This is a genomic window from Prevotella melaninogenica, from assembly GCF_003609775.1.
Lineage (GTDB): Bacteria > Bacteroidota > Bacteroidia > Bacteroidales > Bacteroidaceae > Prevotella > Prevotella melaninogenica_A.
In genome coordinates this window covers 477144-499630 of record NZ_AP018049.1, presented here as the reverse complement: position 1 = coordinate 499630, position 22487 = coordinate 477144, and the positions used below count along the sequence as shown (strand labels likewise).

At 40.0% G+C, this 22487-nt stretch carries 18 protein-coding genes; 11 read left to right on the top strand and 7 right to left on the bottom strand.

Going from position 1 to position 22487, the window contains the following annotated elements; genetic code table 11:
- Positions 1-30: 30 nt before the first annotated feature.
- From PMEL_RS01980 to PMEL_RS01965, 4 genes are read right to left on the bottom strand one after another with little or no spacing between them, the layout of a single operon-like run.
- On the bottom strand, positions 31-1281 hold the full coding sequence (locus PMEL_RS01980) for a DUF4350 domain-containing protein (RefSeq protein ID WP_120173723.1): 1251 nt from the start codon (positions 1279-1281) through the stop codon (positions 31-33).
- The gene (locus PMEL_RS01975; RefSeq protein WP_120173722.1) at positions 1278-1889 is read right to left on the bottom strand and encodes a DUF4129 domain-containing protein; all 612 of its coding nucleotides are present in this window, start codon (positions 1887-1889) and stop codon (positions 1278-1280) included. Before PMEL_RS01975 ends, PMEL_RS01980 begins: the two co-directional genes overlap by 4 nt.
- A 12-nt stretch (positions 1890-1901) precedes the next feature.
- Positions 1902-2894 carry a hypothetical protein gene (locus PMEL_RS01970; protein WP_120173721.1) on the bottom strand — a complete coding sequence of 331 codons (993 nt, stop codon included), beginning with the start codon at positions 2892-2894 and terminating at the stop codon, positions 1902-1904.
- On the bottom strand, positions 2869-3849 hold the full coding sequence (locus PMEL_RS01965) for a stage II sporulation protein M (protein ID WP_120173720.1): 981 nt from the start codon (positions 3847-3849) through the stop codon (positions 2869-2871). Before PMEL_RS01965 ends, PMEL_RS01970 begins: the two co-directional genes overlap by 26 nt.
- A gap of 102 nt (positions 3850-3951) precedes the next feature.
- Here PMEL_RS01965 and PMEL_RS01960 point away from each other — a divergent pair, with 102 nt between their 5' ends.
- From PMEL_RS01960 to PMEL_RS01950, 3 genes are all read left to right on the top strand, one after another.
- Positions 3952-4677, top strand: a complete 726-nt coding sequence (locus PMEL_RS01960; protein WP_120173719.1) for an RDD family protein — start codon at positions 3952-3954, stop codon at positions 4675-4677.
- A gap of 266 nt (positions 4678-4943) precedes the next feature.
- On the top strand, positions 4944-5792 hold the full coding sequence (locus tag PMEL_RS01955; RefSeq protein WP_120173718.1) for an SDR family NAD(P)-dependent oxidoreductase: 849 nt from the start codon (positions 4944-4946) through the stop codon (positions 5790-5792).
- A complete protein-coding gene (locus PMEL_RS01950; protein WP_120173717.1) occupies positions 5789-7300 on the top strand; it encodes a class I adenylate-forming enzyme family protein in 1512 nt (503 codons plus the stop codon). The genes PMEL_RS01955 and PMEL_RS01950 overlap by 4 nt, the downstream gene beginning before the upstream one ends.
- A gap of 287 nt (positions 7301-7587) precedes the next feature.
- Here PMEL_RS01950 and PMEL_RS01945 read toward each other — a convergent pair whose 3' ends face one another.
- Positions 7588-10611 carry a PEP/pyruvate-binding domain-containing protein gene (locus PMEL_RS01945; protein ID WP_120173716.1) on the bottom strand — a complete coding sequence of 1008 codons (3024 nt, stop codon included), beginning with the start codon at positions 10609-10611 and terminating at the stop codon, positions 7588-7590.
- 257 nt (positions 10612-10868) lie between these two features.
- Here PMEL_RS01945 and gdhA point away from each other — a divergent pair, with 257 nt between their 5' ends.
- Both gdhA and PMEL_RS01935 read left to right on the top strand, forming a co-directional pair.
- On the top strand, positions 10869-12206 hold the full coding sequence (gdhA, locus tag PMEL_RS01940; protein WP_120173715.1) for an NADP-specific glutamate dehydrogenase: 1338 nt from the start codon (positions 10869-10871) through the stop codon (positions 12204-12206).
- Between the two features lie 157 nt (positions 12207-12363).
- The gene (locus PMEL_RS01935) at positions 12364-13170 is read left to right on the top strand and encodes a septal ring lytic transglycosylase RlpA family protein (RefSeq protein WP_120173714.1); all 807 of its coding nucleotides are present in this window, start codon (positions 12364-12366) and stop codon (positions 13168-13170) included.
- Between the two features lie 574 nt (positions 13171-13744).
- On the opposite strand, the gene PMEL_RS01930 is transcribed toward PMEL_RS01935, so the two are convergent.
- Together PMEL_RS01930 and PMEL_RS01925 are read right to left on the bottom strand one after the other, a co-directional pair.
- Positions 13745-14593 carry a hypothetical protein gene (locus PMEL_RS01930; protein ID WP_120173713.1) on the bottom strand — a complete coding sequence of 283 codons (849 nt, stop codon included), beginning with the start codon at positions 14591-14593 and terminating at the stop codon, positions 13745-13747.
- Positions 14594-14741: 148 nt separating this feature from the next.
- Entirely contained in the window at positions 14742-16175 is a 1434-nt protein-coding gene (locus PMEL_RS01925; protein WP_231999398.1) for a hypothetical protein, read from the bottom strand.
- A gap of 272 nt (positions 16176-16447) precedes the next feature.
- Between PMEL_RS01925 and PMEL_RS12130 the strand changes: the two genes are divergently transcribed.
- The 6 genes from PMEL_RS12130 to PMEL_RS01890 all read left to right on the top strand — a co-directional run bounded on the left by PMEL_RS12130 (position 16448) and on the right by PMEL_RS01890 (position 22484).
- The gene (locus tag PMEL_RS12130) at positions 16448-16636 is read left to right on the top strand and encodes a hypothetical protein (RefSeq protein ID WP_145985343.1); all 189 of its coding nucleotides are present in this window, start codon (positions 16448-16450) and stop codon (positions 16634-16636) included.
- A 112-nt stretch (positions 16637-16748) separates the two neighbouring features.
- Positions 16749-16985, top strand: coding sequence for a hypothetical protein (locus tag PMEL_RS01920; RefSeq protein ID WP_025837541.1), 237 nt, complete (start codon positions 16749-16751; stop codon positions 16983-16985).
- Between the two features lie 1131 nt (positions 16986-18116).
- A complete protein-coding gene (locus PMEL_RS01905; RefSeq protein ID WP_145985342.1) occupies positions 18117-18335 on the top strand; it encodes a DUF6140 family protein in 219 nt (72 codons plus the stop codon).
- Positions 18336-18362: 27 nt separating this feature from the next.
- The gene (locus tag PMEL_RS01900) at positions 18363-20180 is read left to right on the top strand and encodes a dynamin family protein (protein WP_120173708.1); all 1818 of its coding nucleotides are present in this window, start codon (positions 18363-18365) and stop codon (positions 20178-20180) included.
- Between the two features lie 5 nt (positions 20181-20185).
- The gene (locus PMEL_RS01895) at positions 20186-20578 is read left to right on the top strand and encodes a hypothetical protein (protein WP_120173707.1); all 393 of its coding nucleotides are present in this window, start codon (positions 20186-20188) and stop codon (positions 20576-20578) included.
- Position 20579: 1 nt separating this feature from the next.
- Complete coding sequence (locus PMEL_RS01890; RefSeq protein WP_120173706.1) at positions 20580-22484, top strand: dynamin family protein; 1905 nt, start codon at positions 20580-20582, stop codon at positions 22482-22484.
- The last annotated feature ends 3 nt before the right edge of the window (positions 22485-22487 follow it).

The window sequence follows — 22487 nt, the reverse complement described above, 5'->3', positions numbered from 1 at the left end:
TTACATTTTTATTTTGCTCATCCATAGCGTTTATAGCTTATTGATTATCATATCCATACCATCTATTACCTTTCGCAGAGCAGTATCTTTCAGTTCATCATTACCCTGCAAATAACGTTCGACACGGTCAAGTATCATTCGCACTTCAGCCTCTGGCATTCCTGTTCGAATGGCTATCTGTGCTATATTCTCCTTCCTTGACTCAACATCCTCGACATCTATCATCGTCATACGACGCAACGTCTCTGCAAAGTAACTATACTTTTTCTGCAGCAAGTCACTATTAATATGCTTCTGATGATAAAGGGTTCCTATCAACTTCACAAACTCCAACGAACGATTAGCAGGCTCTTCTACCACAGGGATAACACGCTGTCGTCTACGTGCGTAGAATATACAGAAGAGCAATAGTCCACCTAAGGTGAGATAGATTGCCCATCGTAGCGGCTCATTTTGCAACCAGAAGCGTAGTGGAGTATTCGTTTCAAATTCCGTCTCAGGACCGTATGCTTCAGAGCGGATAATAGGTAAGCCTCTAAACTGTGACATCAAACGGAAAACGAGTTCGTTTGTCTCAGTATCGAGGATGCCATAATTGGTCATCAATAATGGTTCACAAGAAAGGAAGAGTTCTCCCTTTCCTCGTTTAATGCTAACTATACGTGGCTCCCAATAGCCTTCTGTAGAATCAGATTCCTCCTCTGAAACCCAACTTTTAACCAAAGTATCACACGTAACTTTCCCTTCTACTACTACATAACTACCCGTCATAGCAGAATAGACATGGTATTCTTTTTCCTGATAAGGCAACTGTCGAGGGAAAACTAAGGTGTCGTAGGGAATAGACTGATTCTTTATTGAATTCTGAACCTGCAAAGGAGAGAATACACCTTTCCCATATACACTTACATTAAAGTCTGGATTTAAAGAGTCAAACATCAAATAAGACGTTGCAATAAAGACCTTATTACCATTCTTCAAAAGCTTGTCTAAAGCCCGAATATCTGTTTCTGTTAGTTCAACTCCGTTTGACAGAACCAAGAAAGCATGCGGTTTCTTACCGTAACCCTCACGTTCCAATTGTGAGAAAGTCTTCCGTGTCACCTCATAGCCAGCAGGAGTTGACTTCTCCATCAGTGAGTCGAACACCGCACAACCAAATGGCTGCTTATCGTAATGATTGAAGGTTGGATCCCAAACAAACTTTGAAGGCGCATTCCACTCTAATAGGAAAACGAAGACAAGGAACCCAGCTACAAAGAACCAAAACCTTTTGTTCATTCCTTACCTCCTTCCTTTATCTTGCTTTCCAAGTCTGTCATCAGCTTTACCAACTCCTCCGAAGCTTGATAATTACCATATCTTACACGCATAAAAGCAGTAGTCATTCTTTCAAAGTCTACAGATAGGAACTCACGAGTGTATTGAGTTGGGGTCTTATAGAGCTGCCAACTAATCTTATTACCATCTGACAACCAACGAAGTGTACGCAGATAGACAATTCGAACAGCCTTGTAATAATCTTTCTGTGCCATTGCTTTGGCATAGACAGCCTCAAAGTCTACGCCGTAGATATTGTCTTCTTCATCATTTTCATTTGCCACCTTGCCCGCTTTACCAAAGAGTTTGAATTGATAACGGTACAAAATGAAAGCGATTAGGGCAATAATAGCAAGCGCAAGAATGATGTAGATCACTATACGGAAATCCCCTTTGCCTTGAATATTGAATATCTCAGACAGGAATTCGCCTATCTTTGACATCAGCCAATCCCACCAACCAAGTTCAGGTGCCTGTAACTCTCGCGCATAGTTGTACGCATCATCAGAACGGTACTGATGAAGTAACGCTGAATCACACGACAAAGTATCACTTAATGGCTGTAACATAGGACTGAATTATCAGAGTTTACCGAAGTTATCAATATCTGTATCTTTCTCTGCTAACTCCTCAAAGTGCTGTATGTCGTCCTCTACAGAGAAGCCATCTTCCTCCTCTGCGATGCTTCCATAGTGAAAAGCTAAGGCAAAGGTAGAGATTGTCATCGTAAGATACATACCAAAATTCATGAATACAGATGACAAATAAACGAAGAAGCTATATACCGGACTTGTTGCAAAAGAGCTCTGAGTGGTATCAGTAGCCAGCAAAACAGACTTCACAACAGTCAAGATATACCAAGGAATTGATGTGAATGAAGACAGGATATTAGTCAAGAATCCTATCACAAACATCAAACCAAACAACGACCAAAAAGAGTGGAAACCAAGTTTTAAGCCACGTAATATAGAACTAAACAACGTTTCCTTATCTTCAAAAATATAGACAGGTAATGCCATAGAAACCGGCAAGCAGCACACAAGTAATGCAAGAATTGGTATAACGGCTAATACCGGTGCACTTACGATTGCAGCAAAAGAGAAGACAAGAACCAAAACTACGATAAACAGAGCTACAAGAACCACGGTCATTAATAACGAGCGTTTAATCACCTGAATGATTAAAGGTTTTAAGTCGCTCAGTTTCGTATTACGAAGCCTATTTGGACTCTTATGGTAGTATTTCACCATACTATAGCAGATTCCAGCCAACAAGGTAGAACCTATCAGCAGACAAATACCATAACCCAAGTACGAAGCACCTAATCTAAGCATCATACTCTGCGCCATGTCTGCACCACCTCCCATATCGAAAGTATTGTTATAATAAGGTGCTAAGACCTTCATCATCATCTCCATTGCGAAGCCTTGTATCAAACAAAGCGGCAAGAGTAGATAGGTACATGCACGCAACAAAAACTTAAAGTTCTCACGAATAAACTCAAAAATCGCTGAGAACTTCTCGCCGAAACTACGAACTTGATAAAGTTCAATCTTTGGTCTTTCTATTTGCATTTTCTAAATGATAATTACGCTTATAAGGTAAGTAAATAAAATAATACACGACAAACGCCAATGATACAAGTATAATACCAATGCGGATAAAGTCATTCAACTCGGTATGACGAGTTATAAATCCTTCAATAAAACCTGCCAAGATAAAGATAGGTACAGTTCCAACAACTATCTTCATTCCCCTCTTTGCACCTCGCTGAAAGCTAACCAAGCGCGAGTAGGTACCAGGGAATAACCAACCATTACCGATTGCCAAGCCTGCAGCACCAGCCACAATGATCGCTGAAAGTTCCAACGTACCGTGCAACATCGTCGCTAAAAGGCTTTCACCTAATAATCCATGCTGATAAAAGAAAGTATCAAAACAACCAACCATGATACCATTTCTGAATAAAAGGAAGCCCGACATAAAACTCGTCAATACGCCCGAAACAAACACGTTAAACGATACCATGATATTGTTCAGCGTAATACTAATAAACATACTTCCCTCTTCTTCATTGCCATACACGCCCATCGGCTTTCCCTTCGCAATATTATCAAGGGTCATATCCATATAGCCATCGCCAAGTATCAAGCGTGGGAAGGACTCGTCTCCTAAGGTTGAAACAACGCCAATCAGCACACTCACCATAAAAATGATGAATGAGAGAAGCAACAACTTACGCTCTTTCCACATCACGTCAGGAACCTCCTGCGTCCAGAAAGTTAACAAACGCGACCACTTCTCCCGCTTATTACGGTAGATTTCATTATGAAGTGCAGAAGCAAGTTTGTTGAGATAGATGGTAATACGTGAACGAGGATAATGTGTCTGTGCAAAAGCGAGATCGGCTGTAAGCTCTGTATAAGCATCAGCCAACTGGTCAGGCATCTCAAACTTGACATTATCTATCATGCCTTCCATTGCCCGCCATTTCTCAATATTATTTCGTATGAAAAGAATCTCTTTCATGCAAACTTCGCACGTATTTTACACATTAATTATCATTTACGCAACAAAAGTAGAGTTTTTTTCTTACATTTGCAACAGAAACAACATTTAATTATCAAGAAAATGCCCGAAGCCAATATCATAACAGGACAGTACGTCCAGATAAGTCAGTCGCCGGCAAGTTTAGGAGAGCGTATCGTTGCACAAATAATTGATAATTTCCTAATTATCTGCTATCTGGTTGGTGTAACGCTCCTAATAGCTGAATCGAACCTTTCTTTTGTCTCAAATGAATTGTTCTTTCTATTAGGTATCTACCTTCCTGCCATCTTTTACCACTTCCTTATGGAACTTTTCAACCATGGACAAAGTGTTGGTAAGATGGTGATGCGTATTCGTGTTGTGAAGAAAGACGGAACAACACCGGGCATTGGTGACTTTTTTATGCGTTGGCTTCTGCAACTTGTCGACCTTGGCTTCTCTGGTGTTGGCGCACTTGTCATTCTCATTTCTAAGAATTCACAACGTCTCGGTGACCTCGCAGCAGGAACAATGATCATCCAACTTAATGACTATCGCAAGATTCAAGTATCACTCGACGAGTTCTATTACCTTGATAGAAAGTATAAACCTGTCTATCCACAAGCTGAAGACCTCTCTCTTAACCAACTTGATGTCATCCAACGTACCCTCAACTCTGAATACGGATACGAGCGCGAACGTCGTATTGCTTCCCTTGCAACTAAGGTACGAGAACATCTCAAAATATCTGACACGAACACAGCTGATGAGAAGTTCCTTTATACAATCGTACGTGATTACCAGCATTTCACGTTGGAAATAATATAAAGAAATAGGGAATAGGAAAGTATAAAACAGCATGAATATCTAAGAGAACTGCGCTGTATAACTTTGGTATTAGTGCCTTACGATGCCATGTCATAACGACAACTATAAAGCGTTCTACCCATTTTCATCCAACGTATTATTGCTTAGCACATGATGTGCGGATGCCCAACACGCATGGTGCTGACGATAAGCACATGATGTGCGGAGCATTAATCACATCGCAATTGGTAATCAAAACAAGCACTACTGATCGTTAGAAAAGAGTTATGATGACGTCTCTCAGAAAAAAGATAATCGCTATTGGGGCTGCATTGGCTTACCCATCCATAAGGTTAACACCTAATATTACAAGAGAACACTTCTATGGGAAGTGGGTACTTGTGACGGGTGCATCGCATGGGATAGGGCGAGCATTAACCGAAAAACTAATCAATGCAGGTGCAAATGTCTTCCTCATTGCTCGAAGTGAAGCGGACTTACGCCTCTTATGTGCCAAGGCTAAGCAAACGAGAAGTAGTGCAGACTACTGCGCAATAGACCTAAGAGACAGAGAAAAACTGGTACAGCTTTGCCAAAAACTAAAAGAAACACTACCACAGTTGGATTACTTTTTCTGCAATGCGGGTAAATCTATCCATCGCAAAATCAATGATGCGCAGGATCGTCTACACGACTATGACCGTACGATGGACCTCAACTATCGTTCCTTGGTTGCACTTTCATTAGCTATCTTACCTGCTTTGAAGGCGAGCAAAGGACAAATCATCTATTCTTCATCAGTGAGTACGCTCTATCCAATGGCACCGGGCTGGTCGGCTTATCATGCTTCAAAAAGTGCTGCGAACACATGGTGTGAGACAGCGAACAGCGAGTTTGCCCCATTAGGTGTCCGTGTACAGATAGCCTATTTACCCTTGGTTCACACAGCAATGTCAGATGTTAACGAACAATACAAGCACTTACCAGCTTACACTCCAACTGATGCAGCCCATATTCTGTTGAAACTTGCCATACGAAAGATTAGAACTTATAAACCTTGGTGGGCAAAGTTATCAGCCCCAATAGCCTATCTCTTTGCTCCGATTATTCACCTATATTATAAGCGATTGCCATGAGAAGAAAGAATGAAGCTATCCTTTCAATCCTCTATCGCTTACACATAATCTCCCCAAAGGGCTTATTTGTGTGGGCAAAAAGCCTCATCTTGGAAGGTATTAGCCTAATGGCGCTACTTCGCTTTGTTGCTTATTTCTATCCACAACGCTGTGCAATCATTGATGACTGCCAATCTTTGACCTATCGAGAACTCTACACTCGTACTCGTCAACTCGCACAAATTCTCCACACAAAATACCACCTCCAACCCAAAACGAGAGTGGCTTTGATAGGACGTAACAGTCTTACCTTAACTATCCTTCTTCATGCACTCTCACGATTAGGCATACACACCACCTTGCTTAGCACAGACTTAGGCACAGAACAGATAACAGCAGCCTTACAAAAGCATCATTATCAACTCTTTATATATGACGAAGACCTCAAACAGATTCCCATAGAAACTCCTTGTACGGCTGTTACAACAGAGACACTAAGCGACATCCTTTTATCTAAGGAGGCGCAAACAAGAGATACAAAACTCCCTAAAATCTGGCGAGGAGGAGAAATAACCATTCACTCAGGGGGAACAAGTGGCAACTTTAAGAGTATTGCCCGTCGTCCTTCTGTTACCTCTTTTCTCCCTCCATTACTTGCGTTACTACACAACATCAGAATCTACGAATATAAGAGTGTACTGATTTCACTGCCATTTTATCATGGTTTCGGACTTTCAACGCTTATTATCTCCTTACTTATGGGTAAGAAGGTATGCCTACAAAAACGCTTCGATGCTATCAAAACCTTAGAGATTATTCAGCGTGAACAGATTGAGGTCATGCCAATTGTTCCTGCTATGCTCTCACGTTTTTGGCAGATTGAAAATGCAAAGGAGAAGATGAAGAGTCTACGTTGTCTTATAAGCGGTGGTGATAAACTTCCTAAATGCCTCATCGACATGACTCATCAACAAATTGGTGAGGTACTCTTTAACCTTTATGGTACGTCTGAAGCAGGATTTTTTATGCTGGCAACACCCAAAGAATTAGCTTCCTTTGAAGAGACCACCTTAGGTAAGCCTATCCAAGGAGTTGACTGTAAAATAAAAAATCTCAATGAAGAAGGAATAGGAACACTTTGGGTACGTTCTCGTTGGGCTATGCATGGAAAACAGAATCAATGGCAAAATACTGGCGATTTAGTTTCTCAGAATAGCGAAGGTTACTTCTTTCATCATGGAAGAGCCGATCGAATGGTAGTCTGTGGAGGTGAGAACGTTCAGCCAGAACACATTGAACAGGTTCTTCTCTCCCACCCTATGATTATGGCTGCACGTGCCTTTAACGTTCCCGACCCTAACTTTGGTAATGTCATCCACACGGAAATAGAGTGTACGCCAAAGGCAACACTAACAGAGGTAACACTCCTCGACTGGCTCCGCCCACAACTGTCACGTGCTGAAATGCCACATAGCATCCGCTTCAAAACCATTGAAATGCTCTCTACTGGCAAGCAGAAGTTGCATTAAAAGTGCTCCGTCTTAACTCCAAATACAAACAGTTCTGAGTTCTTTTCATGATAAAAAAGAATTATTTTCATGAAAGAAAACATTTTTCTTCACGACAATAAATATTTCTTTTCATGAAAATAATTTGAGAACAATCAAAAGATAAAATCAATATAGGAGGACCAAGAGAGTGGAAAAGATCCTTGCTGTCTCTTTCATACACTAACAATAAAGCCATCATCCACAGTCTATTGCCGTAGATGATGGCTTTACTTTTATAGAATCATACCCTTTCTTAGAGAGGATGTCTATTCCTTTTTTTCTTGAGGAAGCATGATAAGGGCTTCTTGTTTCTTACCATCCATCATTATCTTCAATGGTTTCGGGAAACGGACGTGGCGTACCCACTGAGTTTCTTCCACAGCTGGAAGGGCATCAAGAACGCTGCGCTGATAGAATCCATCTTCCTTATAAGGATTGATAGTAAAGTAGCCCACACCGAAAGAGGTGAGGTTTTGGAAGAAATGTGTTCCCTGACTTGGGTCTACACGATAGTGTTCCAGTCCCTCCTCAACGATAACACGGGCTGCCGAGATATGTGGCCACTTCACAGGAACACCCAACCAAGGGTCACTTGACCCCCAACGGCCAGGCCCAATGAGCACATAATTCTTGTCAGTATCAAGGAATTTGCGATTTATCCGTTCTATATCATCCGCAATAGTTGGGTTGTTAGATGCTGTAAAAGAACTGTCGGTCTTTACATATACAACATCTTGCACATCATCAGAAACCCCATGTCCCAAAGAGTTATGGCTCCGCAAGAGACATTCTTCGTCATGTATTGCAGTAAGGTCTTCATCTAACATCTGCTTAGAATCAACGATTGGACGAATCTGTAAGAGATATAATTCACCCGTTCGGTTATCATTCAGATTAACAGCGAACTCTATCTCCACAGGGCGACGCATAGCCTCAGCACCGTATGTCATTGCCATTTGCAACAACTCTGGTAGTGGAAAGACGTTCTGTTGGAGTACGCCACAGAAAGAGATAACCTTTCTTCCACCCTCGTAGAGTCCATCGTAAATAGCATGATCTTCGGGAGAGTAAGTGGAGGTGATATATTGTAGACTGCCATCAGCCTCAGCATCTTTCACACGTAGTTTGAGGATATTAAAACCATCATCCACCTTAAAGTCCTCACTGATATGCTTCATATCAAGTGCATAGAACTGAGTTTGGGTTTCGCGTAGGGCTATTTCCATTTCACTCATCTGTAAGACTTGATGCGGATGGAACGGACATACACGCAGCGTCTGCCCACCATCGACGATATACTTACCTAAACCCAATGCCAAAGAGGCTATACCTTCCTCTGCTTTCTCTTCTCCTATCGGATAATAGTTGAGAGAACGAAGAACGCCAGAGATGTTCGGATAGAAATGATCGCCATACTCCTTGCCAACTACCTGCTGTAAGATAACAGCCATCTTCTCCTGATCAATGACATTACTTGTGGCAGTCATATAGGCTTTGGAGTCACGATAATAAACCGAAGCATAGACAGCCTTGATCGCACAAGCCAACATTCGGAGCATTTCATACTTATCCTCAAGATAAGGAATCATATAGGTAGAATAGATGCCAGCGAAGGGTTGGTAGTGACTATCTTCCAATAACGAACTGGAACGAACGGCTATTGGTGAGCGAGTAGCTTCAAAGAAGGTAAAGAAGTCGCCTATGAATTCATCTGGCAACTGGGCACGAAGGAAGGCTTGGAGTATCTCTTCATCGCTTGCATCACTCAAAGCAATCTGGTAAAGATTGTTCTGTTCCATAAAGCTATCAAAGACATCCGTACAAAGAACGACTGTCTTCGGAATCTGTACCTTTGCATTGAGGAAGCGATTGAAGTCTGGTCGGAGTTTAATAACGTTATCAAGGAAAGCCAAACCACGTCCCTTACCTCCTAACGAACCGTCTCCAATACGAGCAAAATGGGCATATCGGTCGAATTTTCGTCTATCAAATAGGGCTACAACACCCACATTGCGCATCCTTCGATAAGCAACAATGGCATCAAAGATAATCTGTCGGTGCATATCTACATCCTGCAGTTTATGCCATGTAATCCCTTTTAGGAAGGAAGAAACTGGGAAAATGGCACGTGCAGAGAGCCAACGACTCATGTGATTGCGGGAAATATGATAGAGCATAGAGTCACGTGGAATCGTAAAGATATTATCCTGCAACTCTTTCAAACTTCGAATGCGCATCACCTCCTCACGTGTTTCTGGATTACGGAAGATGAAATCGCCAAAGCCCATGTGTTCTTCGAGTAGGTGGCGAAGGTCTACACTCATCTTCTTCGAGTTCTTATCTACAAAGTGGAAACCTTCTGCCTCAGCCTTCTCACGGTTCTCACTCTCTGAACTTTCAATTATCAAAGGGAGGTATTCATCTTCTTCCCTAATGGCACGAAGTAGTTTTAAGCCTGCCTCTGGATCTTTCTCCGTTACAGAAATATTCCCTTCTGTCGCAGAAGAACCCTTCCCCTCTACATCATTAATAGGGAATCTTACATCAGAGATAACACCCAAGCAGTTATCCTTATAGCGTTGATAGATATCCCATGCTTCGTCGTATGTACGTGCTAAGACTACCTTTGGACGTCCACGCTGGCGCAAAGAGGCATCGTGTCGGGTCAAGGCTTCTGTGGCAAAGTTCTGACTCTGCGTAAGGATATAGCTATATAAGTTAGGTAGAATAGATGAGTAAAAACGGATAGAATCTTCTACAAGCAAAATCATCTGTACTCCCACCTCATGGATATCATTCTCTATATTCATCTTATCCTCCATCAACTTAATGATAGAGAGGATGAGATTGGTATTTCCCAACCAACAGAAGACATAGTCAAAGATACTGAGGTCTTCATTTTGTATACGCTTTGTGATACCATGAGAGAAGGGAGTTAGTACCACACAGTGGATGTCTGGGAACTCTGCTTTTACAGCTCTTGCCACATCAAAAGCATCATTATCAGCATTACCCGGCATACAGATAACAAGGTCGATATCTACAGTATTGAGCACCTTAGAGGCTTCTTCGGTTGTAGACACCTGTGTAAAGGTTGGCGGATAGCGCAGACCTAATTCCATATACTCATTGTAGATCTTCTCTTCGACACGTCCATCGTCTTCCAACATGAAGGCGTCGTATGGATTAGCTACAATCAGAACATTATAAATTCGTCGCATCATCAAATTGACGAAACTGACGTCTTTTAGGTAAAAATTACCCCATTGTGCAGGAACTTGCTCACTCATACTCCAAAACTTAATATTGGACAAAAATACAAAATAAATACAAGTCAACCTATCTTTTCGCAAGTTAAATAATATATTTTTTATTACTTTGCATACTGGTTACCATCTTTTGCGACCAAAGCTACTTTCAAAAAGAAAGAAAAAAATAAAAAATTTTTGATTTTCATTTGGACCTTTGATAGAATTTGGATATATTTGCCGTACCATTCTGAACTGAATGATACTATCTAACATAAACAAATAAAAGTCAATTTACTATGGAAGTCGAAAAAATCATGCAAGCACTGGAGCAGAAGCATCCAGGTGAATCAGAGTATTTGCAGGCTGTACATGAAGTACTTATGTCTGTAAAGGATGTTTACAATCAGCACCCAGAGTTTGAGCGCGCAAGTATTATTGAGCGTATCGTAGAGCCTGAGCGCATCATCACATTCCGTGTACCTTGGGTTGATGATCAGGGCAAGGTTCAGGTAAACATTGGTTACCGCGTACAGTTTAATGGTGCTATTGGCCCTTACAAGGGTGGTCTGCGTTTCCACGCATCAGTAAACCTCAGCATTCTGAAGTTCCTCGGTTTCGAGCAAACATTCAAGAATGCACTCACCACATTGCCTATGGGTGGTGGTAAGGGTGGTTCAGACTTCTCTCCACGTGGTAAGAGTGATGCTGAAATCATGCGTTTCTGCCAGGCTTTCATGAACGAGTTGTATCGCCACATCGGTCCTGACGAGGATGTTCCTGCAGGTGACATCGGTGTTGGTGGTCGTGAAATTGGTTATCTCTTCGGTCAGTATCGCAAGCTGACTCACCAGTTCCAGGGTATGCTCACAGGTAAGGGTAGAGAATGGGGTGGCTCAATCCTCCGTCCAGAGGCTACTGGTTATGGTGCACTCTACTTCGTTCACCAGATGATGGAGACTCATGGTCTTGACATTAAGGGTAAGACTGTTGCTATCTCAGGTTTCGGTAACGTTGCATGGGGTGCTGCTAAGAAGGCTACCGAACTTGGTGCAAAGGTTATCACATTAAGTGGTCCTGATGGTTATATCTATGACCCAGAAGGCATCAGCGGTGAGAAGATTGAGTACATGCTCGAACTCCGCAACAGTGGTAATGACGTTTGTGAGCCATACGCAGAGAAATATCCAGGTTCACAGTTCTTCAAGGGTCGTAAACCTTGGGAGCAGCAGGCAGACATCTATTTGCCATGTGCTACTCAGAACGAGCTTAATGGTGAGGATGCAGACAAGATTCTTGCTTACAAGCCATTGTGCGTAGCTGAGGTTTCAAATATGGGTTGTACAGCAGAGGCTGCTGATAAGTTCACTGCAGCGAAGCAGCTCTTTGCTCCAGGTAAGGCTGTTAACGCAGGTGGTGTGGCTACATCAGGTCTCGAAATGTCACAGAACTCTCTCCGCCTCTCATGGAGTCCGGAAGAGGTTGATCAGAAGCTCCATTACATCATGAGTTCTATCCATGAGCAGTGCGTGAAGTATGGCAAGCAGGCTGATGGTTACATTGATTATATTAAGGGCGCCAATATTGCGGGCTTCATGAAGGTAGCGAAGGCTATGCTTGCCCAGGGTGTCGTATAAATAGACCAGTCTTTCTATTCCCTCTCCTGCTCTACAAAGCAGGAAGGGGATAAAGGTTTGTTCTATAAATTAGCTTTGATGGTTTTATCCATTTAGGCAATTTATAGAACTAACCTTAGCTTTTATAAGAGAAGGCTGGCGATATTAAATAATAAATATGTATAGAACCAAACTTCTCCTTATAGCGTTATTTACGCTATGCAACATCTTTACACTGACAATACAAGCACAGTCAGATGGTAAAGCTTCTTATTATAGTAACGGATTACACGGTCGCCGAATGAGCAATGGCGAACGTTACGATCGTAATGCCTTTACTTGTGCACACCGTACACTTCCCTTTGGTACTCGTCTGAGGATTACAAACCCTCGCAATGGCAAGTCTGTCATCGTCCGTGTAACGGACCGTGGCCCCTTTGTTCGTGGTCGTGTCGTTGACTTGTCATACGCTGCTGCACGTGAATTGGGTACACTTGCCAGCGGCGTGGCCTACGTAAAGGTTGAGCTTGTACGTAAAGAAACAGAGATTCCATTCCCTTCTGAGTCAACTGGAACAATTGAAATGCCTGAAATCGAATATGGTACTGCAGGCGTATGCTATGAGTTTATCCCTGAATGGGAAAAGGTTGAAGAGGACAAACCTAAGGAGATTGAACGCAAAGTGGATACACGCTTAAATAATAACAAAGCTCCACAGCAGGCTAAGACAGAAAAAGATAACAAGGAGAATAACACCGACCCACATAAGCAGGTGCAGCCCTCTACTCCTACCAATCAGCAGGCAGCTAAGGCTAAGACTCAGACAACACCAGTCCGCACTACTCCTGCTACGACCAACCGACAGCAGACTGTGCAACAGAATAAGCCAACCACACAACCAACTACTCCAAAGAACGAATCAAGTAGTAGCTGGACCAACTTTTTCAAACGTGTCAAGGAAAGTGTGACTGGACTCTTTGAATAGAAAAGTATAAAAACAACAGCCCCCCTCCCCCGTTCCCTCCTTCTATAGGGGAGGGGCGTAAATACCGTGTATATCCCCACACAAATAATATTTGATACTTTACCTTTAAAAGCTATATTGCTTTCATATTTTTATACTCCCTACCATATCCCTTTAATTCTTTAGTATCTCTGTACAAGTATTATCTATGTTATAACTCGTTTCTTATAACAAGTTGCACCCATATTAATAACCTATGCCAAGGTGTTTAGTGCTTAGCACCATTGGTGTTTACCAACAGCACGACATGTGCTAAGCATCAACACGTCGCTTGAAGATGGGAAGAAAGAATATGATAGAACAATAATAACACGCTAATAGCTAACGAAGATGAAGAAAACTACCAGACTATACAAAAAGAAATAGAGGCTGCACCAGTTTAATGATACAGCCCCATTCCGTCATTTAAAGCCTTAGTTATCAGTAGTTAGTACTTACACAATAATATCTTTATAATCTCTATCAATTACTATTCTTTTTAATCCCGAGCAATAAGATAACGGTTGAATATCCTCCTTATAGTAGCTCAACAATCTTACTTGCTGGTCTTTATATTAAATTCTGTCACCTTACTTATACTCTTCTGACCTTGCAGAACAGTTAAAGCAAATCGTGCCATACCATTCTTTAATTTCTTATCAGCCTTCACAAGAGCTGTATAGCGAACGCCCTTACCGGGTGCAATACTCTCAATGTGGATAGAAGGGCTGACATAAATATGAGCATTACCGGTTGTTTCCAACACTGAAGGCTGTACATCGCTGATAACCTTGTCTCCACGATTCATCACCTCAAAGATAATCTTACCTACCTCATTACGTGATAATACACCATCTTGGTTGTTATCAACAAAGCGAGCATTAACAATCTCGATACTTGGAGTATATTGGTAATTACCAGCCAATTTATCAACACTTGACTCAGCTGGAGCCTTTGTGTTTGGCTGTGCAGCGCTGTAACTACCAGTATAATCACTGCTTTGGAAATCATAAATACGGTCGTCGCCAGAGTTTGTATTATCAAAGCCGCTGCCGTCTACACTGCCTGACCGTCCATAGTCGTCTGTCTGATTATAATAGTCGTATTCTGTTCGGTTTCTCTTCTCACGTGCCTTACGCTGTTGCACCTTCTCATAATGGTCGTGTACATCCTCTTTCGCACGTCTGTCAGCCTTTGCACCGGTAGAGGCACCAATAATAGCACCACCAGCCATGCCGACTATCGAACCGATATCTGAGCCTCGTGCTCCACCTGCAATGCCACCAATAGCACTTCCAAGGATACTTCCTAATGAGCCACCTGTGATTGCACCTGAGCCTGCGTATGTGCTGCAACTACTAAGCACCACGGCTGCGGAAAGGGAGAGAACTAAAACCTTCTTCATAACTTTCAAATTCTTAACGTTGGCAAAATTAGCTACATATTTTCACACTTACAAAGATATTTCCCTACTCAACGAGGGGAAAACCCTAAAATACCTAAACATATCTTCCACTACTCTGATTTCCAGAAGTAAAAAGCAATAAAAAATATTATTCCTCTATCGGAAGATACAACATCAGATGATCAAATGCTATATAACGTTTATCAGCCCAAGTGATAATACCGATTGCATCATTCAACGTACAGTTTCTTAATTCTTCATGCTCAGAAACAGAAACTCTATACGACTTTCCATTCTCATCTTTTACAGAGATAAAATCTGGTGTAATAGCTTCCAGACCAAGATAGAAAGTATAGGAATAAGCTTCAAAGTCATTTGTCACCTTCATTCCTTTTTCTATTGGAGGATTCCAATCATCTTTTGCACGTGTCAATTGCATCGGACGAAACCACGACACATCCATCATAAACGACTCAAAAGCTATCTTCGTTGGTTTTTCTCCTCCCCAAAAAACAAAGTGTGGATAAGTGATATCATCCTTTGACAGCTTTTCATTGTTCAACCATTGCAATACTGAACGGGGGTGCTGCACACAAGCATAATCCTCACCATTACTATAGAAGCTTACAGTGAACTCTTGCTGATGCAGTTTACCAGCCTCACCTTCCTTCTGAAAATAATGACAGAACTGGTAGCTTGTTGCTAATTCTTCTACTTGCCAATAGTCTGGACATTGCTCACTATGCTGCTCACTCAACCAATAACCATCGAGATTAGGATACAACTGGTCCCACTGAACACGCCGTCCATTCTCTGCTATCTGCTCTGCACTTGCAAGAATTGACAGATTGCAAAGTACATCAGCCGTAAACTTAACCAATCGAATACGTGTCAGTTTCTCTTCCGACTCCTTTAAAGCTTTATGAAAGAGTGTCATCCTTGGCGTTTGCACAAAAAGAATATTACGATGACATACGCGCAGAAAGAAGTTATAAACCTGCTCGTATTTCCCCTTCATCTGCTTCGCATCCCCTTGTCGAGTATCAAAAGACAAAGGCAATACGCCAAGCAACATCAACAACAAAACCGCAAGGCAATAAGTATCTTCTTCCTGCAAACGCAAAAGAAGTTCCCTCATCTTCGCACCATGCTTATCTGTTATCTCATCATCAAAAACACAAACATTGATGATTTGCTCACAATATTCAATCCTCACACCCTCTTCTTCATCCTCATGCAAAGGATTATACCTCTCCATAAACTTTGCTGCTTGTGCATAAGCATCTAACAACCCATTAAGAATAATGCCCGTTTCGTCATACCATTCACGCTCCAACTCGTGAAATACGGCTCTGCGTAAAAAAGCATCTTTTCCACCAACACGACCAAAGGAATTGTTTCCACTACCCGATTTTCCTATATGTTTCCACAGCTCTTCACCACTATTATATAATAGTCTAAGGCGATACACTGCATTCAGCTTTGCCTTTATTGCCTCGTCTTCAGCAGTAGCCTTAGACATTATTGTCTGAGTTTCATCCCGCTTATCTATCATCTTAACAGTCTTATCATCTCTATTCATATCTTTCATCCTTTACACTATCATCTTATCTGAAAGTAATAAACTATCTGACAGATCACCTCCTTTTCATCTTCAATAGTTTTTACAGCTACAAAGTTCAATCCTTAAAGAATGTCCCAAAAAGACAATTCATACAGATCTAAACTTCCTTTCTTCATATATTACTAATTGCAACAATAAAGCTACTCTGTCACAAAAATACAAATTAAATCCTTTGTGCCTCTCACAATTAAGCATTTATTTTGCAAACAGAAACAAAATAGTTAAAGAAAATGAACAAAAACCAAGCATTATTCGTAAGCAAATATATCTTGACAGACAAAAGCTATCAATCAGTTAAGACGTATTCTGAATGCTGCAAAACAACTCCTAACAACTCGTTGCACCCTAACTCCACAACATCTTACGACGTGCTAAGCCTCCGCACCATTGGTGCTAACCAACAGCACTACTCGTGCTAACCAACAGCACCACGTGTGATGAGCAACAAGACATCAGCAATAGAAGCAAAGAATGACGCTTTAAGGTCATTATATCATAATAAAATATTTATACTTTAAAATCATATCACTTATGATTAGAGGTCATATCACTTTCACATGCGACAACTGCAACAACACCTTTCGCGCATTCGACATTGAGTACAATGCAAGTGCATTCTCTGTCCCAATGCCTTGTCCAAAGTGTAACAGTCGACACACTTATATCCCAAGTCTAAGTATATTCGGCTTTTACCCTTTCGGCAACGACCGTGACATCTATAAAAAGATTTGGGAAGAAATGGACAAAAATAAACTTAACGAAGTCTAACAAGTATATCTCATTCTGTTGAATACAGGACAGATCTCCATACTCTTCAAATGATTCAACCTATATCAAGCAAGATTATAACTCCACTCTCTTCGGAGATGGCATTTTTGTTTTTCTTTACTTTATTTCGATATTATTTTGTTATGTCTAACAATTTCCTTATATTTGTGCCATATTTGGCGGATGACCTAGAAATCACTCGCCATTCACTGCACAAAACTTGCAAACGAGGTTATTCGACCCGGTTAAATCTGGAAAATTCAACTAAGGAGTCGTCACTAATCGAGTTTAGGCAGGTTCTGTGCCCCTATCCTATATGGGGGCATGGACTGTCTTTACTTTATTTTGACTCCAAGGTGTTTTCCAGAACCGAACCGGATAAATAAAGATAAAGCGGGCCGTGTCCCCTTTCTTCTTTTATCCTCGTCTAATACAAACATAACTAAAAACAATATAACGGCAATGGAAGACTTCGCACATCGCTATGTTCAACTTTTTGATGAACATTGGCTCATCATCTTCATCCTGTGGGCTATTAATATCATTTGGATGTACAATCAAGATGAAACAAGACAGTCTGCTGGATGTGGGTGCGCAACACCTATCATAGCATTTATACTTTATATTTTATTTAAAACTCACTAACTAATTTCAAACAGATAAAAGTCACATTATGATTAGAGGATTTACAAGATTTAAGTGCAACGAGTGTTCTAAAAAGTTTTGGGGACTTGATGTTGAATGGAGAGCTACCGCACTCACCGCACCATTACAATGTCCCCAATGCAAAAGTTTCCACACATACCCTGTTGGAATATTAGGCTTGGGGACAGGAAAGGCAAAACTATATAAAGAAATATGGGAAAGTATAGACGAGGGTAAAAAGCATAATACCTGACAGATAACTATCCAAGGGGCTGCTAAAAGAAAGAGCGAAAGGCATCACGTACTTCTAACGAGCATAACAGCACAGAAGGGTGAACGCTCTCTCCGCACAACAAAACGCCCCTGCACACTCCTTTTATTTTATAATTATTTTGCTATTCATAACAAAGCCTTTACGTTTGCAACAGATATTATAGAATAACACGAGTCAGCCACTCGAGTATTAGTAAACCTTAAAAACAAAATATGGTACTTTTCAAAATTACCGTGAAGATGTCAAAGCACTGTGATGGTATGGTTATAGAACCAGGCATGAGCATCCAGTATGCTTCGATGTTTTCAAACATTCTTTCAAACAATCAAGAACGAGAGAAAATAAACAGTCTCTTCTTTAACCACTTTGGTGTAGACTTAAAGAAGATGAATGCTTTGACCCCTGCGTATTTAAATGTAGAAAAGATATAATAAGAATACAATACAACTTAAATTATTATGAATAAGATTGAAGACTTACGTTCTATTGCAGAGTCCATAGGACTAACCAGCATAGTTGAAGAGTTAACATTAATAGAATTGCGGTCTAAGCAGGAAAATGCAAACATTATCCTTCCTTTAGTCGGCGAATTTAGCTCGGGTAAAACAACGCTTATCAATGCACTGACTGATAGTAAGGGTTTGGAAAGTGCTACTAAACCTACAACAGCAACAATTTACGAAGTGCATTTTGGCAGTGATTCTTGTCACGCAGAAGTAATTGATGCCAATGGTAACTGTATAGAAGTAGAAAATATAAATGACTTAAAAAACAAAGAATTAGCAGATGCAAAAGTTGTGACAGTATTTGACACTTCTAAACGCATTCCTGCTTCTACTATAATTGTTGATACCCCTGGACTTTCATCTCCCGATCCTCAACACAAACAAACACTTGTCAATTTTCTACCTAAGGCTGATGGGATATTACTTGTTACCGATATAAACCAGCAGATAACACGTTCACTGACAGACTTTATTGAGATGATAAAATTATCTCAACGCCCGATTTATTTGATACTTACCAAAAGTGACACTAAGTCAAAGGAAGATATTGAGTCTGCTAAAGAATATATCTGCAAAAACTGTAAAATTCCATTAAAGCAAGTAGCTGTTGTATCTGCAACAAAAGACTCACTCGAAGAGTTATACACCTTACTTGATTCTATTCAGAAGGAAAAGAAAGATATTCTGAAACGTGTTGATGATCAACGCCTGAAAAATATATCAAAAATGATGCTCAAGCAGGTTGAAGAACTAATGTCTGCCTCTTTATCCGACGAAAACACTGACGAAGCTATCAGAATGTGTCAGCAAGAACTTGACAGAGTCAAACGACAAATAGAACGTTTAGTTGATTCTGTTGCCGATGATATTGATGAACAGGAACGCACAACCACACGTAAATTTGAAGATATAATATTCGATAAACTTAACACGCTTGTAACAGGAAAAAGTTCAGATTTCGACAATGAAGCAATGACAACTATTAATAATACAGCTTCATTATTAATGAATAGCTACAAAAATGGTATACAAGCTGCTATCTGTGAGAAAGCAAGAACTCAGAGTGAGCGTGAAAAAGAAGATGGCATTTCATTAGAATCTCTAAAAAGTATGAACCTCTCAAACATCCAAATGACAGGCTTAACTTATAATATGGATTTGAATGGAATGGGACATGAATATGACCAATGGATAAAGGTGGGTGTAATTGCTGCAGCCGCTGTTGGAACTGTTGCTGCTGTTGCAGCAACTGCAGGAGGAGCAGCCGCAGCAGGTGGAGCATTAGCAAGTGGAAAAGCTATTGATGCTATTGACGCTGCTTCTGATATAGTTAGTATTGTTTCTAACCAGAAAGCTGCTGACAGAATAGGGGAGATAGTTACGTTTACAACAAAAGTTACTCAAAAATATGAAACTATTGAAAATGGAGCACAAACTCTATCGGGAAAAGTTGGAAGCGACAAGGGGCTAATAGACAGCATGGTTGGTTTCGTTACAGATAAACTCCTTTCCAAGCCACAACGTGTTCGCGCAGTACATAATTATATAGACTCATCTTTATCACCCGATTTCAATAACAGATTAAAGGAGATTTCGCAAGAATTAGTTAATATAGTTAGGGTTTCTTTGAATGAAGAAGCTACTGAAATTATTAACCAGAAAACAAATTCTCTTAATCAATTGAAAACAGAACGTAAAGAACAAAAAGAACAATTTGAACAAAGAATAAGTCAATTACGAGAATATAAAACATTATTATTAACTATATAAAGCAAATGAAAATGATAGAACTAATTGGTGGACTTGTTGTCGGTGGCGTTGCTGGAGTAGCTCTTAAAGACAAAATCTTAGGGAATTCTTCACAGTATGATAATAAACAAAGAGAGTTAGAAACACTTTATGCTGAAAATGAAAAATTCCGTCAGCGTAACAAAGAGGCTGAACGTCAAGTAGAGGATCTGATGGCTGAATTGGAAAGAATCCGAAAAAAGGCAAAAGAGAACAATGAAGAACAAGAAGACTTAGAAGACGAACTCGATAAAGCTAAATTCGAGTTAAAGTCCCTTCGTCAACAGAATGACGAACTTGCACGTAAAGTAAAAGAATATAAAGATGCATGTGAAGCACAAGCGGCTCAAATTTCTCTTTTGAAAGAAAAAATAGGATAGTATGGATTCAACAATAATCATATACATAATTGTAGATATTATTATAGCGGTTTTCATTTGGCTTTATTGTTCAGGTCAGACATCAAATAGTAAAACCTTGGCTTCTCAACTTTCAGTAGAGAATGAGAGGTTGAAGACCAAATTAGCTGAAACAGAAAAGAAACTTACTAACAGCGTTGACCTTGAGAACGAGTTGGACAAAATTGAGTCAAAATACAAGGCTTTGCTGAAAGAAGCAAATGAACAATGTGCACAGCTTGATGAACAGCTAAAGAATGCTATAGATGGAAAATCAGACAACTCTATCAAAGAACAATTAGCGCAAACAAAGGAATTGAAAAAAAAGATAGAGGACCTTGAAGAAGAACTTGAGGAGAATGAAGATGATATCTCTGACTTGAAAAATAAAATCGACTCTAAGAAGAAAGAAAATGAGGAACTTCAAGAAAATCTAAGAAAAGAAAAAAAGCAAACAACAAATCTTAGAGAGGAGCTTTCTTCTGCTCGTCAAGCACTTGAAGAGAAAGTTAAAGAACTAAAAATCAAGATGGGATCTTTGGATTTCATTCAGGAGATTCTTTCCGCAAAAGAAATCAGTACAGAAGATACACAGAAGTTATACAAAAGAATTAACACTTTTGAATCTTTTGTAAAAGGATCATATCTTGATTTAAACTCTTATTTATACAATCGTTATGATATACCTTGGAAAGAGTTTATAGGAAAGCAAGCTATTGTTCCTAAGAAGCAATACGTCATAGACCATTGTGACCAATGGACTGCTACTAAGCGTAAAAGCTGGTTGGATGGGAAAAGAACAATAGCATTTGTAGGAGAGTTCTCAGCTGGTAAAACTTCTATCGTCAATAGAATTCTGACTCAAGATAATCCTGACATACCAGAACTTCCTGTTAGTACAAAGGCTACAACCGCTATTCCTACATATATTGCAGGAGGTTCTGTTGTATCCTATAGTTTTATATCAGGTGACGGAAGGCGTAAAGAAATTCTTGAAGACACATTTAAAAAAGTTTCAAAAGAAGTTCTTGACCAAATAAAAGGTGTATCTTCACTTATAAAATACTTTGTAATGACGTATAAAAATCCTAATCTCAATGGATTAAGTATTCTTGATACACCAGGATTCAATTCTAATGACAGCGAAGACCGTGACCGCACCATTGATGTCATTAATGAGTGCGATGCACTTTTTTGGGTATTTGATGTAAATGATGGAACCGTAAATCGAAGTTCAATCTCTATTATCAAGGAGAAACTTAATAAACCATTATATATTGTCATTAACAAAGTTGACACGAAGTCTGAAACCGAAATTCAAAAAGTTGAAGAACTTATTCAAAAAACCTTGAAAAAAGAAGGACTTAAAATTGAGCAGTTCATTAGATTCTCATCTAAAGCATCAATCGAAGATATTATGACACCTATTCATAGTGTCAAAAAGATAGAATCTCGTGAGAATTTTATTTCTGAAATAAAAGAAGACTTAGAATATCTACTCAAAGAACGCGAAGAGAAAGTAGGTAAACTAAAAAAATCATCTGAAGAAGAGAGAGAAGAAGGTAATAAGATTATTGATGATTTAGCTGAAGACTTCAATTTGCTATACAAGGATTGTGAGGCTGTTCTTCAAATTCCTCGATGGGAAACCCATTTCTTCAGTAGCGATCGTTATGAAATGTCTGAAGAAGAATATGGTCAATTAATCCAACTTCTTGATAACATTGCTGTAGAAAGACCTAAAGCAATTGCCCCTAAAATAGATAATCTTAGAGATAATTCGGAAAAAACTCAAAAAACATATTCTAAGTTATACAATATGAGATTAGCACAGCAGAGTATCAGTAAATGTTTAGAACAATACAAAAAAATAACTAAAGAACTATAAGAT

Coding starts and splice junctions, on each gene's coding strand:
- PMEL_RS01980 (WP_120173723.1), bottom strand. CDS start 1,281: ATGAACAAAAGGTTTTGGTTCTTTGTAGCTGGGTTCCTTGTCTTCGTT.
- PMEL_RS01975 (WP_120173722.1), bottom strand. CDS start 1,889: ATGTTACAGCCATTAAGTGATACTTTGTCGTGTGATTCAGCGTTACTT.
- PMEL_RS01970 (WP_120173721.1), bottom strand. CDS start 2,894: ATGCAAATAGAAAGACCAAAGATTGAACTTTATCAAGTTCGTAGTTTC.
- PMEL_RS01965 (WP_120173720.1), bottom strand. CDS start 3,849: ATGAAAGAGATTCTTTTCATACGAAATAATATTGAGAAATGGCGGGCA.
- PMEL_RS01960 (WP_120173719.1), top strand. CDS start 3,952: ATGCCCGAAGCCAATATCATAACAGGACAGTACGTCCAGATAAGTCAG.
- PMEL_RS01955 (WP_120173718.1), top strand. CDS start 4,944: ATGATGACGTCTCTCAGAAAAAAGATAATCGCTATTGGGGCTGCATTG.
- PMEL_RS01950 (WP_120173717.1), top strand. CDS start 5,789: ATGAGAAGAAAGAATGAAGCTATCCTTTCAATCCTCTATCGCTTACAC.
- PMEL_RS01945 (WP_120173716.1), bottom strand. CDS start 10,611: ATGAGTGAGCAAGTTCCTGCACAATGGGGTAATTTTTACCTAAAAGAC.
- gdhA (WP_120173715.1), top strand. CDS start 10,869: ATGGAAGTCGAAAAAATCATGCAAGCACTGGAGCAGAAGCATCCAGGT.
- PMEL_RS01935 (WP_120173714.1), top strand. CDS start 12,364: ATGTATAGAACCAAACTTCTCCTTATAGCGTTATTTACGCTATGCAAC.
- PMEL_RS01930 (WP_120173713.1), bottom strand. CDS start 14,593: ATGAAGAAGGTTTTAGTTCTCTCCCTTTCCGCAGCCGTGGTGCTTAGT.
- PMEL_RS01925 (WP_231999398.1), bottom strand. CDS start 16,175: ATGAATAGAGATGATAAGACTGTTAAGATGATAGATAAGCGGGATGAA.
- PMEL_RS12130 (WP_145985343.1), top strand. CDS start 16,448: ATGAACAAAAACCAAGCATTATTCGTAAGCAAATATATCTTGACAGAC.
- PMEL_RS01920 (WP_025837541.1), top strand. CDS start 16,749: ATGATTAGAGGTCATATCACTTTCACATGCGACAACTGCAACAACACC.
- PMEL_RS01905 (WP_145985342.1), top strand. CDS start 18,117: ATGGTACTTTTCAAAATTACCGTGAAGATGTCAAAGCACTGTGATGGT.
- PMEL_RS01900 (WP_120173708.1), top strand. CDS start 18,363: ATGAATAAGATTGAAGACTTACGTTCTATTGCAGAGTCCATAGGACTA.
- PMEL_RS01895 (WP_120173707.1), top strand. CDS start 20,186: ATGAAAATGATAGAACTAATTGGTGGACTTGTTGTCGGTGGCGTTGCT.
- PMEL_RS01890 (WP_120173706.1), top strand. CDS start 20,580: ATGGATTCAACAATAATCATATACATAATTGTAGATATTATTATAGCG.